Raw genomic sequence first — 16,881 nt, 5'->3', positions numbered from 1 at the left:
GAGCGCGTGCCTTCCTCCACGCGCCGTCCCGTGCCCTCCCAGCCGACCCGCACTCGCGCCCTGACGATCGCCACCACGGCCGTGCTCGTCGCCGGTCTGGGTGTCGGCCCCTCGGTGGCCGACGACGGGGGCAGCGGCGACACCGCCGGCCGGCAGGCGGGCACCTGGGGCGCGACGAGCGGCTACCGCGGCCGCAACCAGACCTCCGACGGCAAGCCGGGCACGCTGGTCGGCCCGCCGCCGAACCTGCGCGGCCGCGCCGCCCAGGTCAAGAACGACGTGAGCTACGAGATCGCGCCCGGCGTCGTGCTGCGTGAGTGGGACCAGGTCGACGGCCGCCAGCCCGTGGGCCAGGTGCGGATGAACCTGGTGACGGTCAGCCTCGACGCGCCCGACCTCACCTTCGAGGAGCTCTCCCCCACCTACGTCACCAGCCGCAAGAAGGTCAGCCAGTTCGGCGCCTGGAACGGTGCCCTCGCGGCCGTCAACGGCGACTTCTTCGACATCGGCAACACCGACTCGCCGCTCGGCGTGACGGTCAACCGCGACCAGGGCGTCCTCGGCGGCTCGCGCGACGGCTGGATCCCCGGCGTGAACTCGACGCTGTGGTTCGACACCGCCGGGCCCCACGTCAGCCCGCTGAGCCTGCAGTACACGATCCGCCAGCGTCGGGCTTGGACCGTCAGCGGCCTCAACCACTACCGCGTCCCGGTCGGCCAGATCGGCGTCTACACCTCCGAGTGGCACCGCACCGAGGGCTACCAGGTCACCGGCGGCAAGAAGCGGGCCCGCGAGGTCGTGCTCCGCAACAACCGCGTCATCTCCAACCGCCCCAAGCTCTCCGACGGCCGCAAGATCCACAAGAAGGAGCGCGTGCTGATCGGCGTGGGCAGCGCCGCCGCCAAGCTCAAGACGCTCAAGCGCGGCAAGAAGATCACGCTGTCGCAGCGCATCGAGGGCGGTCGCCCCACCGTCGCGATCAGCGGCGACCGGCCGCTGCTCGTCAACGGCGCCCGCGCCGTCGTCAACAACACCATCGCCCACCCGCGTACGGCGGTGGGGATCGACGCCGACGGTCGCAAGCTGCTCATCCTCGTCGTCGACGGCCGCTCCGCGGTCAGCCGCGGCTACACGATGGTCGAGCTCGCCGACATCATGACCGCGCTCGGCGCGGAGAACGCCATCAACCTCGACGGCGGCGGCTCCTCTGCGATGTACACCCGCACCGCCTCGGGTGCGATGGGGGTCGTCAACGAGCCGTCCGACGGCGGCGAGCGCCAGGTCGCCAACTCGTTCGGGGTGGTCTACCACGGGGTGCTGCCGCCGGTGGTGCCGATCCTGCCGCCCACCCCCACGCCGACCCCGACCCCCACGCCGACCCCGACCCCCACGCCGACGCCGACGCCGACGGTCACGCCGACGCCGTGACCGGCGGCCCGGCGCCTCAGGCGTCGGGCGCTGCGAACACCACGACGTACGTCACTGGAGCCAGGCACTGCACGGTGCTCTTCGGCACCTGCGGCACGACCTCGAAGCCGGCCTCGCCGGCCTCGACCGCCACGCTGCGCGGCGGCTCGCAACCGATCACGGGGACCGTGCCGTAGGTCGTCGTCCCGGGCTCGGCGGTGTCGACGACCACGGCCCGGACGCTGTCGGCCAGCCCCGCCTCGAGGTCGCCGGTGAAGTCCTTGACGGCCCGCTTGCTGTCGAGCGCGAAGGCCATCGTCGACACCGAGCCGCCACCCTCGGTGGCGCTCACGACCGTCGCCTCGGTCACCCCGGCGGAGCCGGTGGCCGGGATCGACAGCTGCTGCCCGGTCGGGGCCGGGGTGGTCTCGGACGGAGTCTCCGACGGAGTCTCGGACGGGGTCTCCGACGGGCTCGACGAGCTGGTCGACGGCACGGGGTCGGTCGCCCGGCTCTCCTCGTCACCGCAGGCCGCCAGCGCGGTCGACAGGCCGAGGGCGAGGACGAGGGCGGTCACGGGGCGGCGGGTCGACGTAGTCATGATGGTTCGACGATAGCCATCGCCGGACGGCTCCCGCGTCCGGCGGCGCGGCGCGCCGGACGCGGCGTCGCGCGGTGGCCTCGCGACTGGCAGGGTGGGCGCATGGACACCTGGGTCGAGGCCGCATGAGCGAGCAGGAGCCGGTGCGCGAGGCCGTACGCGCCTATGCCGCCCGCCAGCCGCAGCTCGTCGCCGCCACCCAGGCCTACGTCGCGCTCATCCAGGTCGTGCTCGACGACGCCGGCATCGACTACCTCAGCGTCACCGGGCGCACCAAGAGCGTCGCGTCGTTCGCCGCCAAGGCCAACCGCACCGAGGGCGGCGTGCCGCTCTACCCCGACCCGCTGCGGCAGATCACCGACCAGGTCGGCGTACGGGTCATCACCTACGTCCACAGCGACGTCGCGGCGGTCGCGGAGGTGCTCGACGACGAGCTGGTCCTGCTCGACGACCGCGACCTCGGCGAGGAGACGGCGCGCTCGGGGCGCTTCGGCTACGCCAGCCGCCACCTGCTGGTCGAGACCCGGCCGGGCGCGGAGCTGCCGGTCCTCGAGGGCCACCGCGCCAGCGTGCAGGTGCGCACCGTGCTGCAGCACGCGTGGGCCGAGTTCGAGCACGACATCCGCTACAAGGGCAACGTCCCCGAGGACGCCGCCGCCGACCTCGACCGGCGCTTCACCCTCGCCGCCGGGCTGATCGAGCTCGCCGACCGGGAGTTCGCGACCATCCGCGAGCGGATCCAGGCCGCCGCGCCGGGCAGCACCACCGAGCTGCAGGCCGACCGCATCGTCGGCCAGGACCTCGCCACCTTCCTCGCCGGCCACTACAGCGACGCCGGGTGGTCGCACACAGACCACTACGACTGGATCGCCGGCCTGCTCGCCGAGCTCGGCATCGACACCATCGACGACCTCGCCGACCTGCTCACGTCCGTGGACGCCGACGCGGTGATCCGCCGCATGGGCTACCGCTACCCCGCCGGGGCCGTACGCCGCCTCGACGACGCGCTGCTCGCCATCTTCGGCGAGCAGTACGTCGCCCTCGCCGGCAACAGCCACCGGGTCCCGCTGCTGCGGGCGCGGCTGGAGAAGCTGACCACGCCCGAGAGCTGAGGGTGCGCCTCAGGCGCGGCCCCTAGGGTTGGGACATGAGCCGCCCTTCCTGGACGACTGTCACTCCCCTCCTCGCCATCGCCGCGCTGGTGCCCGCGTGGTTCGCGCACCCCGAGGGGATCGTGCTCGCCCTGCTGGCCGTGCTGCTCGTGGGTGCCGTGCTCGCGGCGGTGCACCACGCCGAGGTCGTCGCGCACCGCGTCGGCGAGCCCTACGGCTCCCTCGTGCTCGCCGTGGCGGTCACGATCATCGAGGTCGGCCTGATCGTCACCTTGATGGTCACCACCGACAAGGACACCGCAGGCCTGGCGCGCGACACCGTCTTCGCCGCGGTGATGATCACCGTCAACGGCATCGTGGGCATCTCGCTGCTGGTCGGCGCGCTCAAGCACCACCTCGCGGTCTTCAACCCCGAGGGCACCGGTGCGGCGCTGGCGACCGTCATCGCCCTGGCCGTGCTCTGCCTCGTCGTCCCGTCGGTCACCACCTCCGAGCCCGGCCCGGTGTTCACCGGCGCCCAGCTCGCCTTCGCCGCGGCCGCCTCGCTGGCGCTCTACGGCATGTTCGTCTTCACCCAGACCATCCGCCACCGCGACTTCTTCCTGCCGGTCGAGGCCGGGCAGCACGTCCCGATGGTCGCCACCCGGGCCGAGGCCGCCGCCGCCGCGTCCGAGCGGGCCACCGAGCGTGCAGCCGACCGTGCTGCCGCCGCCGACCGTGCCGCCGCTCCCGACGGCTACGAGCACCAGCCCGTCGACCTCGACGACGACGGCCACGCCGACCCGCCGACCGACCGCGCGTCGCTGACCAGCCTCGGGCTCCTCGTGGTGTCCCTCGTGGCCGTCGTGGGCCTGGCCAAGATCGAGTCGCCGGCCATCGAGTCCGGGGTCGCGGCACTCGGCTTCCCCCACGCCGTCGTCGGCGTCGTCATCGCGCTCCTCGTGCTCGCCCCTGAGTCCATCGCCGCGGTGCGAGCCGCCTCCCGCAACCGCGTGCAGGTCAGCCTCAACCTCGCGCTCGGCTCCGCGATGGCCTCCATCGGTCTGACCATCCCGGCGATCGCGGTCGCCACGATCTGGCTCGACGGCCCCCTCGAGCTCGGGCTCGACCAGCTCCAGACGGTGCTGCTGCTGCTCACGGCAGCGGTCTCGATCCTGACCGTGGTGCCGGGCCGTGCCAAGCCGTTGCAGGGCGGCGTCCACCTGGTGCTGCTCGCGGCCTTCCTGTTCCTCACGGTCGCGCCGTAAGCCGGCCCAGACGCACTCGAGCGGTGACCCAGCCACGTTCCGTCGTCGCGGAAGGTGGCTGGATCACCGCTCGAGCGGTGCACCAGGTGCGTCAGCCGAAGTACTTGGCGTAGATCTTGTCGTAGGTGCCGTCCTGGCGGAGCTTGGCCAGCACGCCGTTGATCTTGCGCAGCAGCGGGATGTTGCCGTCCTTCTTCACCGCCATGCCGTACTGCTCGCCGGTGTCGAACTCCTGCGACAGCTTGAGCTTGGGGTTCTCCGCGACGAACTGGCCCGACACGGTGTTGTCGAGCATCGCGGCGTCGAGCTCGCCGGCGTTCAGCGCGGCCTGGAGGCCGGCCGCGTCTTCGTACGCCGTCACCTGGGTGGTGTCGGGCGCGAAGTCGCTCATGTAGGTCTCGCCGGTGGTGTCCTTCTGGACCCCGACCCGCTTGCCGGCCAGCTCGGGCAGCTGGTCCAGGCCCGAGCCGCGCGGCGTGATGAGCGCCTGCTTGGCGTCGAAGTAGGGGCTGGAGAAGTCGAGCACGCGGGCGCGCTCGCCGGTGATGGTCATCGCGGAGATCGCCACGTCGCACACGTCGTTGTTGAGCGAGTCGCCGGAGGTGATGTCGTCGAAGGCCACGTCGATGACGTCGAGGTCGACCTTCAGCGCGTCGGCCACCGCCTTGCCCAGGTCGACGTCGAAGCCGACGAGCTTGCCCTTCTGCTCGTAGACGAACGGCGCGTACGGGCTGTCGGTGCACACCGTCAGCACACCCTTGAAGACGGGGCTGACCTCGGTGAGCGAGGCGGCGGACTCGCCGCTGGCGGCACCACCGCACGCACCCAGCGTGGCCATCAGCGCCACGGAGGACAGGACGGCCCCGGCGGTGCGGGCGAGGGGGGCCACGTGGTGGCCGGTCGAGCGGGTCATGGTCTCAGTTCGCATTCACGGTGAGCGACTCACGAAGCCGCATGAGCGAGTATTCGGTGATCTTCACGAGCGCACCCTTGGCCTGCTCGCGGTCGCGGGCGTCGAGGCTGATGATCGGTACGTCGGCGGGCAGGGCCAGCGCGGCGGCGATCTCCTCGGCGGGGTAGCGCGGGACGCCGTCGAACTCGTTGACCGCGACGATGAAGGGGATGCCCTTGGACTCGAAGTAGTCCAGCGGCGAGAACGACTCGTCGAGGCGGGCCACGTCGACCAGCACGATCGCGCCGATGGCGCCGCGGCACAGGTCGTCCCACATGAACCAGAAGCGTCGCTGTCCGGGCGTGCCGAAGAGGTAGAGCACCAGGTCCTCGGCCAGCGTGAGCCGGCCGAAGTCCATGGCCACCGTCGTGGTGGCCTTGGTGGGCACGGCGGCGAGGTCGTCGACACCCTCGGACTCGTTGGTCACGAGTGCCTCGGTGCGCAGCGGGTCGATCTCCGAGACGGCGCCGACGAGCGTCGACTTGCCGACGCCGAAGCCGCCCGCGATGACGATCTTCGTCGATGCGGCGGCTCGCTGTGCCTTAGTAGTTTCGAAGTCCACGGAGGGTCCTTTCGATGAGCTCGAGACGCTCATCTGTCGACGTCTTCTCGGTGATGGTGGCCTGGATGCGGACCAGGCCCTGCTCGATGAGGTCACCCAGCAGCACCCGGGTCACGCCGATCGGCATCTTGGTCAGGGCCGACACCTCGGCCACGGAACGCCTGTCGCAGACCTCGAGGACCTGCGCGGCGGGATAGCTGAGGACGGGCGCCTCCGCACCAGCCTGGAGGCGCAAGGTGGCCTCCATGGCCAGGTCGACGGAGGTCGCCGTCCGGCCAGCGGTGATGGTGTAGGACCGGATCAGGCGAGGGGTGTAGGCCTCGTCGTCCGGCTCGTGTGGGGGCGTCATGGCCGTGGGCCGGTCAGCCGCCCGTACCGACGCGGGCCTGGGCCTCGACGGTACGTCCCACACGGTCCACCAGCAGGGCCATCTCGTAGCCCACCTGGCCGATGTCGGCCTCCTCGGTCGTCAGCACGGTCAGGTTCGACCCGTCGCCGACGCTCATGAGCATGAGGAAGCCCATCTCCATCTCGACGATCGTCTGCATGACCGACCCGCCCTCGAAGAGGCGGGCGGCGCCGACCGCGAGGCTGGCGAGCCCGGAGGAGACCGCGGCGACCTGCTCGGCCCGCTCACCAGGGATGCTGGTGCTCGAGGCCATCAGGAGACCGTCGGCGGACACCAGGATGGCGTGCGCGGCGTCGGGGACCTCCTCGACGAAGCGCGACATCACCCAGTCGAGGTCGCGGTCGTCCCCAGCGGTGTTGACGCCGGCGGCGGAGGCGGAGGATTCGTAGCTCATGCGGGGCCTGCTTCCGTGTGCTGTGTGGAACTTTGGGCTGCTCGTCGACCGCGGGAGACTCCCGCGGTGTGTGCCTGGAGGCGGCGTCGGATCGCTTCGGGGTCGCGCGTCTTGGCCGCCGCGGGCGGCGTCACGCTACCCGGGACGAGGCGCTCGCCGGGGGCGCGTCGCGGAAGTCCGGTGACGGACGTGTCGACGACCGCGGCAGGGGTGTCCTCGACGACGTTCTGGGCCGCGATCTCCCAGCCGCGGTCCACCTCGGTCTGGTGGAACTCGCCCTCGCCCTCGCTGGCGAGCCAGCCCGAGCGCATCGACTTGAAGATCGGGGAGTCTCCCCCGGTGCGGGTCGCGGTGCCGTTGGCGGCGAGGCCGTTGCTCGACGCACCGTTGTGCGCGTGGCCGTTGGCCGCGTCGCCGACATGGCCGGTGGCGAGCGCCGCAGCGGCCGGGACCGCGACGGGCTCGGCGACCGGGGCCGCGACCGGCTCCGGGGCGGGCACGACGACCGGCTCCGGGGCGGGTACGACGACGGGCTCGGCGACCGGCTCGGAGACGGGTTCCGCGACGGGCGCGGACTCGACGGGCGCGGACCGGCGGGGACCACCGAGGCCCAGCGGGTCGTCGGCGTCGACCTCGACGTCGTCGCGCCGTGCGGCGGCCGGGCGCTCGGGCTCGGGCTCCGCCTCGGCCTCCGGCTCGAACTCGGGCTCGGGCTCGGGCTGCGGCTCCTCGGCCTGCTCCGCCGCGCCGAACGCGTCGGCCGACAGCGGGTCGGACAGCGGGTCGGACAGCGGGTCCGAGAGCGGGTCGTGGGCGCGTACGGGCTCGGCGACCGGCTCCTCGACGACGGGCTCCGCGACGGGCTCCTCGACGACGGGCTCGGCGACGGGCTCGGCGACGGGCTCGGCGACGGGCTCGGCGACGCGCGCCTCCTCGACGGCCTGCGCCCGCTGGCGTGAGGCCAGGGCGGTGATCGGCACGACCGGCGCGACCTTCTCCGAGACGCTGGGCTCCTCGGGAGCGAGGTCGCTCGCCGCGGTGTCGCTCGCGGTGGCGTCGGCGGCGGCCGGCTCGGCACGCTTGCCGAACAGCGGACCGGTCGCACCGGAGGTCTCCGGGGGCAGGAACGCGTCGGCACCCGTGCGGGGGATGTTGGCTCCCGGCTCGCGGCGCGGGAGCAGGCTCTCGAGCGGCGGCCGGTCCTCGGTGACGGCCGACGACGCGGCGGGGGCCACGGGGGCTTCCTTCGCCTCGGTCGCGGCGCTCTTCGCCTCGGCGGCAGCCTTGGCGCGGTCCTTCTCGGCTGCCTTCTCAGCTGCCTTCTCGGCCGCCTTCTCCGAGCGGGTGCGGCTGCGCGACTCGCGCTTGGGCTCCGCAACGGCCACCGCGGCGGTGTCGAGCGTGCCAGAGGCGGCGGGGGTGGCAGTGGCGGCAGCCGCGGCAGCGGCCGGTGCGGCCACCTGCGGCAGCTCGGGCAGCACCGACGGCGGCAGCAGCACCGACGCGGTCATGCCGCCGCCGGGGTTGCGGGCCAGGCGGGCCTGGATGCCGTGGCGCTCGGCGAGCCGGGAGACCACGAACAGGCCCATGCGGCGCGCGGTGTCGGGGGTCGCCTCGGCACCGTGCTGCAGGTCGCTGTTGAGCTGCTCGAGCTCGGCGGGCGGCACGCCCAGGCCGGAGTCGGTGATCGTGATGGTCACGCCGTCGGCCCCCAGCTTGGCGGCCAGGCGCACCGGCTCGGCCGGCGGGGAGTACGTGAGCGCGTTGTCGACGAGCTCGGTGAGCAGGTGGACCACGTCGGGCGCCGCGTCGTCACCGACACGGGTGCTGAGGTGGGACAGGACCTGCACGCGCTGGTAGTCCTGCACGCCCGAGGTCGCGGCCTGGAGGGCCTCACCCACGGTGAGGCTGAACTGGCCGGCGGCACGGTTCGGGGCGTCGGCGAGGATGAGCAGCGAGTCGGCCGTACGACGCATGCGCGAGGCGAGGTGGTCGAGGCGGAAGAGCGACTCGAGGCGCTTGGGGTCTTCCTCGTCGTGCTCGAGGCGCTCGATCTGGGCGAGCTGCTGGTTGACCAGCGAGGTCGAGCGGCGCGAGAGCGTCACGAACATCGCGTTGACGGTCTGGCGCAGCTGGGCCTCACCCGAGGCGAGGTGGATGGCCTGCCGGTGGAGGTCGTCGACCGCTCGCGCGACCTGGCCGATCTCCTCGTTGGTGGTGACGTCGATCGTCTTGATCGGCTCCGGCTCCTGGCCGGCACGGATCCGCGCGACGGCGTCGGGCAGGCGGTGGCGAGCCACCGCGAGCGCGCCCTCGCGCACCTTGCCGATGGGCTCGAGCAGGCTGCGGGCCACGAACAGGGCCAGGAAGACGGCGGCCGCGAGGGCGAGCAGGGTGAGCACGGCACCGACGAGCGCGTTGCGCTGCGCGTCGGACGCCGCCTCGTCGAGGGTGTCGGTCACGCCGCTGGCGAGCGTCTGGGTGATCTCGTCGTAGGGGGCGTAGGCGTCGCGGCCGTCGAGGTTGGTGGCCGAGTCGTCACGGATCTGGCCGGCGTGACGGGTGTTCTGCGTGCGGAGCAGGGCCGTCTGGTCCTCGGCGCCCGCGACGGATCCGGCGAGACGGTCGATGGCCGCCGCCTCCACGCCGATCTCCGAGAAGAGCTCCTGCGAGCTCGACTGCGAGAGCGCGGTGGCGATGAGGCCCTGCTGCAGGGCCAGCGAGAGCCGGCCGCTCATGGTCTGCGAGAGCTGCTCGAGGCGGGGCTCGGGGGTCTCCTGGGCGGCGTTCACGCTCGTGATGAGCTGGGAGACGCTCGACTCCAGCTGGCGCACCAGGGCGATCCAGGTCGCCGGGCCGAGGTTCTCCGCGCCCTCGCCACGCATGGCCTGGCTCAGGTCGAGCAGGGCGTCGACGTGCTCGGTCTGCACCGCGTCGAGGTCGGCGGTGTCGCGCGCCTGCACCAGCGTCTCGGCGTTGGTCGTGATGTCGTCGATCGCGTCGATCAGGTCACCCTGGCTGGCGGCGCTGTCGGACTGCGCGGCCACCATCGCCGACTCCGACGCGGTCAGGTAGTCGATCGCGGGCTGGATGATCGTGACCTGCTTGGCACTGCTCGCAGCCTGCCGGGAGTCGACGAGGTCGCCCGACACGCGGAGGCCACCGAGGACGGCGGCCAGCAGCAGCGGGATCGCCAGCGCCAGCGCCATCTTGCGGCGCAGCGGCCAGCCTGCGACCGAGATACCCGCGCCCCTCCGGGGCTGGGCTGCATCTTGAGTCATGTGTGCCTCGCGATTGGTGAGCGTCTTCGACGACGAAACGTGCCCCGGGGGGACCGGAGCAGACTCAACCTAAAGAGTCTTGCGACATTCCGTGGCGTTTTGGCAGAACTGTGGTGATGAGGGTGTAAAGGGGTCTAGCGCACTGCGGCTGAGCGTGCGAAGTGTCCCACCGGCACCACCGGTCACACCAGAGCTGGGAGCGGTGAAGTGTCGTGGGACGGGTGGTGCTGGCCGCCTTCGACAGATGCAGACACTTTCTGGACACTCGGCCGTCGTCTCGCCTCTCTTCCGCGCAGCGCCGACGTGGTGCACGATCACCGCCATGACCCCTCATCTCGGGAAGGGTCGGTCGCACGCGTCCGCCCTTGTCCTCTCCCTCGCCCTCGCCCTGTCGCTCGTCCTGCTCGTGCTCCCCTCGAGCACGCCGCCCGCGACGGCCGCGACCCCCCTCACCGTCAGCCAGGCGATCGGCCAGCAGACCGGCGCGACGCAGACCGTCCGCGGTTACGTCGTCGGCCAGCCCACCGCGACGAGCACCGTCGTGCGCTCCGGCTTCCCCAGCGACTACGCCCTGGCGATCGCCGACTCCGCCTCGCAGACGAGCACGTCCTCGATGCTCTACGTCCAGATCCCCTCGGCCTTCCGCTCGCAGTGGGGCCTGAAGACCAACCCGTCGCTGATGGGCAAGCAGATCGAGGTCACCGGTGCGCTGTCGGCGTACTTCTCCCACCCCGGGATGACGAGCACGTCCGCCTTCGCGCTGGCCGGGGGCACGACGCCCACCGAGCCGCCGCCCAGCGGTGGCACGAGCCCGTGGGACTCCACCTACTACGCACCCGCGATCGGCAAGACCGGCAGCGCGCTGCGCACCTCGCTGCACGACATCATCGACAACAACACCAAGCTGTCCTACGACACGGTGTGGACCGCGCTGAAGGACACCGACCAGGACCCCAACAACACCAGCAACGTGATCGAGCTCTACACCGGCCGCTCCATCGCGAAGTCCAACAACGGTGGCGGCATCGGGCAGTGGAACCGTGAGCACGTCTTCGCCCAGTCGCGCGGTGGCTTCGACACCAGCGCCGGGCCCGGCACCGACCTGCACCACCTGCGCGCCGAGGACGTGACGGTCAACGGCACCCGCGGCAACAAGGACTTCGACAACGGCGGCACGGCCGTGTCGGGCTGCACCGACTGCTGGACCGACGCCGACTCCTTCGAGCCGCGCGACGCGGTCAAGGGCGACGTGGCGCGGATGCTCTTCTACATGGCGGTGCGCTACGAGGGCGACGACGGCTTCACCAACCTCGAGCTGAGCACCGTCTCCGGCAGCGCGGTCCCGCGCATCGGCGACCTCGACATCCTCCTGGCCTGGAACACCGCCGACCCGGTCGACGCTTTCGAGATGCGCCGCAACGACCGCATCCACTCCCAGTGGCAGGGCAACCGCAACCCGTTCGTCGACCACCCGGAGTGGGCCGCGGCCATCTGGAACTGACGCGGACCGAGCGCTCGCGAGGAGGCCGGTACCGGTCTCCTCGCGACCTCCGACCCGATAGGTTGACGAGCGTCACTGTGGTCCTGGGGCCACCGGAGTCTCGGGAGGACCACCACATGAGCACCGACACAGGCCTGCCGGCCGACGCGTCCTCGGTGGAGTCCCGCCGGCAGCGCGCCATCGACGCGCTGGGGCTCGGGGTGCCGCTCGAGCAGCGCCGTGACGAGCGCTTCGACCGCATCACCCGCCTCGCCCGCACCGTCTTCCGCACGCCGCTGGCCTCGATCACCGTCCTCGACGGCGAGTGCGCGTGGTTCCCCAGCGCGCAGGGTTTCGAGCCCGCCGTCACCCCCCGCGACGACGTGTTCTGCGACCGCACCCACCGCGTCGGCGAGGTGACGGTCGTGCCCGACGCGACGCGGGACCCCCACTACGCCCACCTGCCGATCGTGGCCGACGGAGGGATCCGCTTCTACGCCGGCGCTCCGCTGCGCGACCCGCTCGGCAACGTCGTCGGCACCTTCTGCCTCTTCGACACCGCCCCGCGCACCCTCGACGCCGAGGAGCTGCAGACGCTGGAGGACCTCGCCGCCTGGGCGCAGCAGGAGCTGGTCGGGTCGAGCGAGATGATGCGGGCGAGCCGCGTGCAGACCGCGATGCTGCCGGCCATTCCGATCGAGCACCGCGGCTGGCACGTCGAGGGCATCTGCCTCCCGGCGCTCAGCGTCGGCGGCGACCTCTTCGACTTCCAGCTCACCAACGGCATCGTCCACATCGGCCTGGGTGACGTGATGGGCAAGGGCACCGGTGCGGCGCTGATCGGCGCGGGCGTGCGCGCGGCCGTGCGCAGCACCCACCCGGCGGTGGTGGCGGGCGCCGACCTCGGCTCGACGACGTACCGCGTGGCGCGCACGCTGCAGAGCGACCTCGACCGCGGCGGGTCCTTCGTGACGCTCTTCCAGTGCGCCATCGACGTCGAGGACGGCTCCGTGCGCTACGTCGACGCCGGTGCCGGCCTCTGCGTGATCGTGCGCGCCGACGACTCGGTCGAGCGCCTCGTGAGCGAGGACCGGCCGATCGGCATCCTCGACGACGACACGTGGACCGAGCACCGCACCCGCCTCGACCCGGGTGACCGCATGCTCGTCTTCAGCGACGGGCTCTTCGACCTGCTCGAGGACCAGCGCGAGTGGTGGCGCGAGGTCGGCCGGCTGGTCGCCGACCACCACGACCCGGCCGGCACCCTCGCCGCCGTCCGCCACCTGGCGACGTCGCGGCTCAACCTCGACGACGTCACCGCCGTGGTGGTGCACCGCTCCTCCGAGGACGTGCGGTGAGCCCAGCACGCCGCGCCGTCGTCCGGGTCGTCGCGCTCGTCACGGCGGTCCTCGGCGTCAACTACGTCGTGTGGCGGTGGCTGTTCTCGGTCAACTGGGACGCCTGGTGGATCGCGGTCCCCCTCGTCATCGCCGAGACCTACAGCCTCGTCGACTCGCTCCTCTTCGGCATGACCGTGTGGCGGCTCAAGGGCCGCGGCGAGCCCCCGGAGCCGGAGCCCGGGCTGAGCGTCGACGTCTTCATCGCGACCTACAACGAGCCCCTCGACCTCGTGCTCGACACCGCGCGCGCGGCGCAGCGCATCACCTACCCCCACCGCACGTGGATCCTGGACGACGGCAACCGTGCCGAGCTGCGGGCCCGCGCCGAGGCCGAGGGGATCGGCTGGATCACCCGCTCGGCCGACTGGGCCGGCATGCCGCGCCACGCCAAGGCCGGCAACCTCAACAACGCGCTCGAGGCCACCGAGGGCGAGTTCCTCCTCATCCTCGACGCCGACATGGTGCCCAAGCCCGAGATCCTCGACCGCACGCTCGGTTACTTCCGCGACGAGCGGATGGGTCTGGTCCAGACCCCGCAGTACTTCGTCAACGTGCCCGACGACGACCCGCTCGGCAGCCAGGCGCCCCTGTTCTACGGCCCCATCCAGGAGGGCAAGGACGGCTGGAACGCCGCCTTCTTCTGCGGGTCCAACGCCGTCATCCGCCGCGAGGCGCTCATGCAGATCGGGATCGCCCGCTACGCCGGGGAGATCGAGGTCGGGGTGCGCCGCGCGCTCAGGACCGCCGACGCCGTGATCGGCCAGGCCCGCAAGGACCTCGGCCCCGACGAGGACGGCGTACGCCGGGCGCTGGAGGAGATCGCCTACGACATCGCCCGCGCACGTCGCGACCTCGACCGCGGCGAGGCCCTCTTCGACGTCACCTACCGCTTCCAGAAGCGGGTCGCGGCGACCCGGCGCGCCCTGGTCGACTCCGACCTGCAGGCCCTGCACGACGACCTGGCGATCATCGCCGGGCTGGACCAGCTCGCCGAGGCCCCCGACATCAGCCTGGCCACCATCGACGAGACCGCGCTGCGCCAGCTCGCCGACCGCGAGTGGTCGCCGCTCGGCGCGGTCGAGACGGTCGAGGCGCTGGTCCGCGCGATCGACGTCGACCGCAGCGGCGAGGCCCAGCCGGTCATGCCGATGGCCACGATCTCGGTGACCGAGGACATGGCCACCTGCATGCGGATGCACGGCCTGGGCTGGCGCTCGGCCTACCACGACGAGATCCTCGCCGAGGGCCTCGCGCCGGAGGACCTGCAGACCATGCTCACGCAGCGGCTGCGCTGGGCTCAGGGCACGGCGCAGGTGATGTTCCGGGAGAACCCGCTCGTGCAGAAGGGCCTGACCCTCGCGCAGAAGCTCATGTACTTCGCGACGATGTGGACCTACCTGTCCGGCTTCGCCGCGCTCGTCTACATCGCGGCCCCCATCGCCTACCTCACCCTGGGCGTGCTCCCGGTGCAGGCCCTCAGCACCGACTTCTTCGTCCGCCTGGTGCCGTTCCTGCTCGTCAACCAGCTGCTGTTCTTCGTCGTCGCCGACGGCCGGCCCACGTGGCGCGGCCAGCAGTACTCCCTCGCGCTGTTCCCGGTCTGGATCCGCTCGTTCACCTCGGCCTTCGGCAACGTCTACTTGGGGCGCTCGCTCGACTTCGCGGTGACGCCGAAGGAGAAGCGGGAGCACACCGGCCCGCGGTGGGACCTGGTCCGCCCGCAGCTCGTGGCGATGGGCCTGCTGTGCCTCGCGCTCGTCGCCGGCGGCGTACGCCTCGCGCTGGGTCACGCGAGCCCGTTCGGCACGATCTTCAACATGGTCTGGGTCGTGTTCGACCTGGTCATCTTCTCGGTCATCATCAAGGCCGTGCGCTACCGCGGCTTCGAGCCCGAGCCGGACGCCCGCGTCCTCACCCCCCGTCCGTCCGAAGAAGGAGCAGCATGATCGAGTTCGACGTCCGCACGACCGACGACGGCATCGGGGTCGTGGTGCCGCGGGGCCGGCTCAACATGGTCGCCGCCCGCGAGCTGCGCGAGACCCTCACCGGGCTGGTGGACAGCGGCACGCCGCGCATCGTGGTCGACCTGGCCGAGACCACCTTCCTCGACTCCTCCGCCCTCGGCGCGCTCGTCGCCGGGCTCAAGACCGCCCGGCAGGCCGGGGGCGACCTGCGCATCGCGCGCCCCACCGAGTCGGTCATGACGGTCTTCAGGCTGACCAACCTCGACAAGGTGCTGCGCCCGCGCGACGACGTGGAGAGTGCCTTCCATGGCTGAGGCCGAGGTGGTCTCCGAGACCTTCGAGGCCCCCGTCGAGCCGGAGAGCCTCGACCTCGTCCAGGACCGGCTGGCTGCCTTCTGGGCCCACGACGAGTCGGTCTCGCCCGCCGACCGGCTGCGCCTCGAGCTGGCGGTCGTGGAGGTCGTGGCCAACATCGTGGAGCACGCCTTCGCCCTCGACGCCGACCGTCGCGGCCGCATGCTGACCGTCGAGCTGAGCATGTCCGCCGACCGGGTCGAGGCAGTGCTCTCCGACAACGGCGTGCCCGCGTCGCTCGACCTCGGCGCGGTGACCATGCCCGACGCGGACGCGACCTCGGGCCGCGGCCTCGCGCTCGCCGTCGCCGCCGTCGACGAGGTCGGCTACGACCGGGTCGACGGCTGCAACCAGTGGAGGCTCGTGTGCCGGCGGACCGCCGACTGAGCCGCTGCTGGCGTACGCCGTCCCCGCGCGGGCTCCTCGCGGCCGCGGTGGCCGCGGTCGCGCTCGCCGCACCCGGCGCGCCGGCGGTGGCCGGGCCGGCAGGCGAGGCGGCGCCGTCCCCGATGGCCGGCGAGCCGTGGTTCGGCCCCGGACTGGACTGGGAGCAGGACCGGCCCGCCGACTACGCGGAGCGGCTCGGGGAGACGCCCTCGCTCTACGCCCAGCGGGTGCACTACCCGCTGACCGAGGACGACCGCGGCTACCTCGCGTCGTTCGCCGAGGCGGCCTCGGGCCAGGGCGCGGTCGCGCTGCTCACCCTCGAGCCGCAGGTCGCGCTCACCTCGCTGACCCGCGATGACGCCGAGGTGCTGGCCACCGACCTCGCCGCGCTGCACGACGATCTCGACACCCACTTCCTGGTGCGCTTCGCCCCGGAGATGAACGGCTCGTGGACCATCTGGGGCCAGCAGCCCCAGCGCTACGTCTCCGCGTTCCGCACGGTCGCCGAGGCCGTGCACGCCTCGGAGGTCAGCGACGCGCCCCACGCGGAGATGGTGTGGGCGCCGGCCTACGGCGCGGGCTACCCGTTCGGCCGCTCCTACGGCGCGGTCGAGTCCGCCGGCGGGCGCGTGGCCGGGGTCCTCGACACCGACCGCGACGGCACGGTCGACGACGGCGACGACCCCTACGCCCCCTACTTCCCCGGCGAGCGCCACGTCGACTGGGTGGGCCTCTCGCTCTACCACTACGGCGACCGCCAGCACTTCGGCAACAACGCGGTCCCCGGCGCCGGCGAGCTCGAGGCCCGGCTCGACGACAGCTTCGGCTACGGCACGCGCCAGCGGCGTACGTCGTTCTACGACCGCTACGCCACGTCGGGTCGACCGATGCTCGTGGAGACCTCCGCGCTCTACGACACCGCCAGCGAGCGCGGCGCCGGCGAGCTGCGGCTCAAGCGCGCGTGGTGGCGCCAGGTGCTGGCTGCGGTCGCCGACCATCCCGCGATCGGCGCGATCAGCTGGTTGGAGCTCACCCGTCCCGAGGCCGAGATCGACGACGACGTCGCCGACTGGCGCGCCACGCACACCCCGGCGCTCGCCAGCGCGCTGCGCCACGACCTCGATGCCTCGACGGTCCGGCTCGGGCCGGTCACCCGCGTCGTGGCGGACACCGCGCAGACCGCGTCGGCCGGGCCGGCAGCGAGCGACGACGACAGCGGGGGCAAGACCGACGACGGCACCGTCGCGTGGCGCTGGATCCCGCTCGGCCTGGTGCTGGTCGGTGGGGCGTGGGCGGCGCTGCGGCTCACCCGCAAGCGGGCCTGAGGTGCG

Annotated in this window: 15 protein-coding genes; 9 read left to right on the top strand and 6 right to left on the bottom strand. The window is 72.4% G+C overall.

The genetic code is table 11. From position 1 onward, the window contains the following. The first annotated feature begins 6 nt into the window (after positions 1-6). Positions 7-1,428: a phosphodiester glycosidase family protein gene (locus ASG76_RS01665; protein WP_157558884.1), complete on the top strand. Its 1,422-nt coding sequence runs from the start codon at positions 7-9 to the stop codon at positions 1,426-1,428. A 16-nt stretch (positions 1,429-1,444) separates the two neighbouring features. On the opposite strand, the gene ASG76_RS01660 is transcribed toward ASG76_RS01665, so the two are convergent. After that, positions 1,445-2,008, bottom strand: coding sequence for a hypothetical protein (locus ASG76_RS01660; RefSeq protein WP_157558883.1), 564 nt, complete (start codon positions 2,006-2,008; stop codon positions 1,445-1,447). A 125-nt stretch (positions 2,009-2,133) separates the two neighbouring features. Here ASG76_RS01660 and ASG76_RS01655 point away from each other — a divergent pair, with 125 nt between their 5' ends. Then, positions 2,134-3,120 carry a GTP pyrophosphokinase family protein gene (locus ASG76_RS01655; protein ID WP_056599064.1) on the top strand — a complete coding sequence of 329 codons (987 nt, stop codon included), beginning with the start codon at positions 2,134-2,136 and terminating at the stop codon, positions 3,118-3,120. Positions 3,121-3,155: 35 nt separating this feature from the next. Then, positions 3,156-4,367 carry a calcium:proton antiporter gene (locus ASG76_RS01650; protein WP_056599061.1) on the top strand — a complete coding sequence of 404 codons (1,212 nt, stop codon included), beginning with the start codon at positions 3,156-3,158 and terminating at the stop codon, positions 4,365-4,367. A 91-nt stretch (positions 4,368-4,458) separates the two neighbouring features. On the opposite strand, the gene ASG76_RS01645 is transcribed toward ASG76_RS01650, so the two are convergent. Genes ASG76_RS01645 through ASG76_RS01625 form a run of 5 tightly spaced genes read right to left on the bottom strand, consistent with a single transcriptional unit; the run spans position 4,459 to position 9,965 of the window. After that, positions 4,459-5,280, bottom strand: a complete 822-nt coding sequence (locus ASG76_RS01645; RefSeq protein WP_056599058.1) for an ABC transporter substrate-binding protein — start codon at positions 5,278-5,280, stop codon at positions 4,459-4,461. A gap of 4 nt (positions 5,281-5,284) precedes the next feature. Continuing rightward, on the bottom strand, positions 5,285-5,881 hold the full coding sequence (locus ASG76_RS01640; protein WP_056599054.1) for a GTP-binding protein: 597 nt from the start codon (positions 5,879-5,881) through the stop codon (positions 5,285-5,287). Beyond that, the gene (locus ASG76_RS01635; protein WP_056599051.1) at positions 5,862-6,230 is read right to left on the bottom strand and encodes a DUF742 domain-containing protein; all 369 of its coding nucleotides are present in this window, start codon (positions 6,228-6,230) and stop codon (positions 5,862-5,864) included. The genes ASG76_RS01640 and ASG76_RS01635 overlap by 20 nt, the downstream gene beginning before the upstream one ends. A gap of 13 nt (positions 6,231-6,243) precedes the next feature. Next, entirely contained in the window at positions 6,244-6,684 is a 441-nt protein-coding gene (locus ASG76_RS01630) for a roadblock/LC7 domain-containing protein (RefSeq protein ID WP_056599049.1), read from the bottom strand. Further along, positions 6,681-9,965, bottom strand: coding sequence for a sensor histidine kinase (locus ASG76_RS01625; protein ID WP_082587162.1), 3,285 nt, complete (start codon positions 9,963-9,965; stop codon positions 6,681-6,683). Before ASG76_RS01625 ends, ASG76_RS01630 begins: the two co-directional genes overlap by 4 nt. A 322-nt stretch (positions 9,966-10,287) precedes the next feature. Between ASG76_RS01625 and ASG76_RS01620 the strand changes: the two genes are divergently transcribed. The 6 genes from ASG76_RS01620 (at position 10,288) to ASG76_RS01595 (ending at position 16,875) form a co-directional block, all read left to right on the top strand. Then, positions 10,288-11,466: an endonuclease gene (locus tag ASG76_RS01620; protein WP_056599044.1), complete on the top strand. Its 1,179-nt coding sequence runs from the start codon at positions 10,288-10,290 to the stop codon at positions 11,464-11,466. Between the two features lie 116 nt (positions 11,467-11,582). Next, on the top strand, positions 11,583-12,803 hold the full coding sequence (locus ASG76_RS01615; RefSeq protein ID WP_056599041.1) for a PP2C family protein-serine/threonine phosphatase: 1,221 nt from the start codon (positions 11,583-11,585) through the stop codon (positions 12,801-12,803). Beyond that, positions 12,800-14,791: a glycosyltransferase gene (locus tag ASG76_RS01610; RefSeq protein ID WP_056599037.1), complete on the top strand. Its 1,992-nt coding sequence runs from the start codon at positions 12,800-12,802 to the stop codon at positions 14,789-14,791. Before ASG76_RS01615 ends, ASG76_RS01610 begins: the two co-directional genes overlap by 4 nt. After that, positions 14,788-15,123 carry an STAS domain-containing protein gene (locus tag ASG76_RS01605; RefSeq protein WP_056599034.1) on the top strand — a complete coding sequence of 112 codons (336 nt, stop codon included), beginning with the start codon at positions 14,788-14,790 and terminating at the stop codon, positions 15,121-15,123. The genes ASG76_RS01610 and ASG76_RS01605 overlap by 4 nt, the downstream gene beginning before the upstream one ends. Then, positions 15,116-15,550, top strand: a complete 435-nt coding sequence (locus ASG76_RS01600; protein WP_056599031.1) for an ATP-binding protein — start codon at positions 15,116-15,118, stop codon at positions 15,548-15,550. Before ASG76_RS01605 ends, ASG76_RS01600 begins: the two co-directional genes overlap by 8 nt. Then, positions 15,529-16,875 carry a hypothetical protein gene (locus tag ASG76_RS01595; RefSeq protein WP_056599029.1) on the top strand — a complete coding sequence of 449 codons (1,347 nt, stop codon included), beginning with the start codon at positions 15,529-15,531 and terminating at the stop codon, positions 16,873-16,875. Before ASG76_RS01600 ends, ASG76_RS01595 begins: the two co-directional genes overlap by 22 nt. The last annotated feature ends 6 nt before the right edge of the window (positions 16,876-16,881 follow it).

Origin of the sequence: Nocardioides sp. Soil774, assembly GCF_001428125.1 — a bacterium.
Classification (GTDB): Bacteria; Actinomycetota; Actinomycetes; order Propionibacteriales; family Nocardioidaceae; genus Nocardioides.
Note: the sequence above shows the minus strand (reverse complement) of the source record. Positions and strands in the feature narration are given on the sequence as shown.

Bases quoted from the DNA above. Each gene is read 5' to 3' on its own strand.
- ASG76_RS01620 (WP_056599044.1), top strand. From the start codon at position 10,288: ATGACCCCTCATCTCGGGAAGGGTCGGTCGCACGCGTCCGCCCTTGTC.
- ASG76_RS01650 (WP_056599061.1), top strand. From the start codon at position 3,156: ATGAGCCGCCCTTCCTGGACGACTGTCACTCCCCTCCTCGCCATCGCC.
- ASG76_RS01600 (WP_056599031.1), top strand. From the start codon at position 15,116: ATGGCTGAGGCCGAGGTGGTCTCCGAGACCTTCGAGGCCCCCGTCGAG.
- ASG76_RS01605 (WP_056599034.1), top strand. From the start codon at position 14,788: ATGATCGAGTTCGACGTCCGCACGACCGACGACGGCATCGGGGTCGTG.
- ASG76_RS01615 (WP_056599041.1), top strand. From the start codon at position 11,583: ATGAGCACCGACACAGGCCTGCCGGCCGACGCGTCCTCGGTGGAGTCC.
- ASG76_RS01635 (WP_056599051.1), bottom strand. From the start codon at position 6,230: ATGACGCCCCCACACGAGCCGGACGACGAGGCCTACACCCCTCGCCTG.
- ASG76_RS01625 (WP_082587162.1), bottom strand. From the start codon at position 9,965: ATGACTCAAGATGCAGCCCAGCCCCGGAGGGGCGCGGGTATCTCGGTC.
- ASG76_RS01630 (WP_056599049.1), bottom strand. From the start codon at position 6,684: ATGAGCTACGAATCCTCCGCCTCCGCCGCCGGCGTCAACACCGCTGGG.
- ASG76_RS01655 (WP_056599064.1), top strand. From the start codon at position 2,134: ATGAGCGAGCAGGAGCCGGTGCGCGAGGCCGTACGCGCCTATGCCGCC.
- ASG76_RS01645 (WP_056599058.1), bottom strand. From the start codon at position 5,280: ATGACCCGCTCGACCGGCCACCACGTGGCCCCCCTCGCCCGCACCGCC.
- ASG76_RS01660 (WP_157558883.1), bottom strand. From the start codon at position 2,008: ATGACTACGTCGACCCGCCGCCCCGTGACCGCCCTCGTCCTCGCCCTC.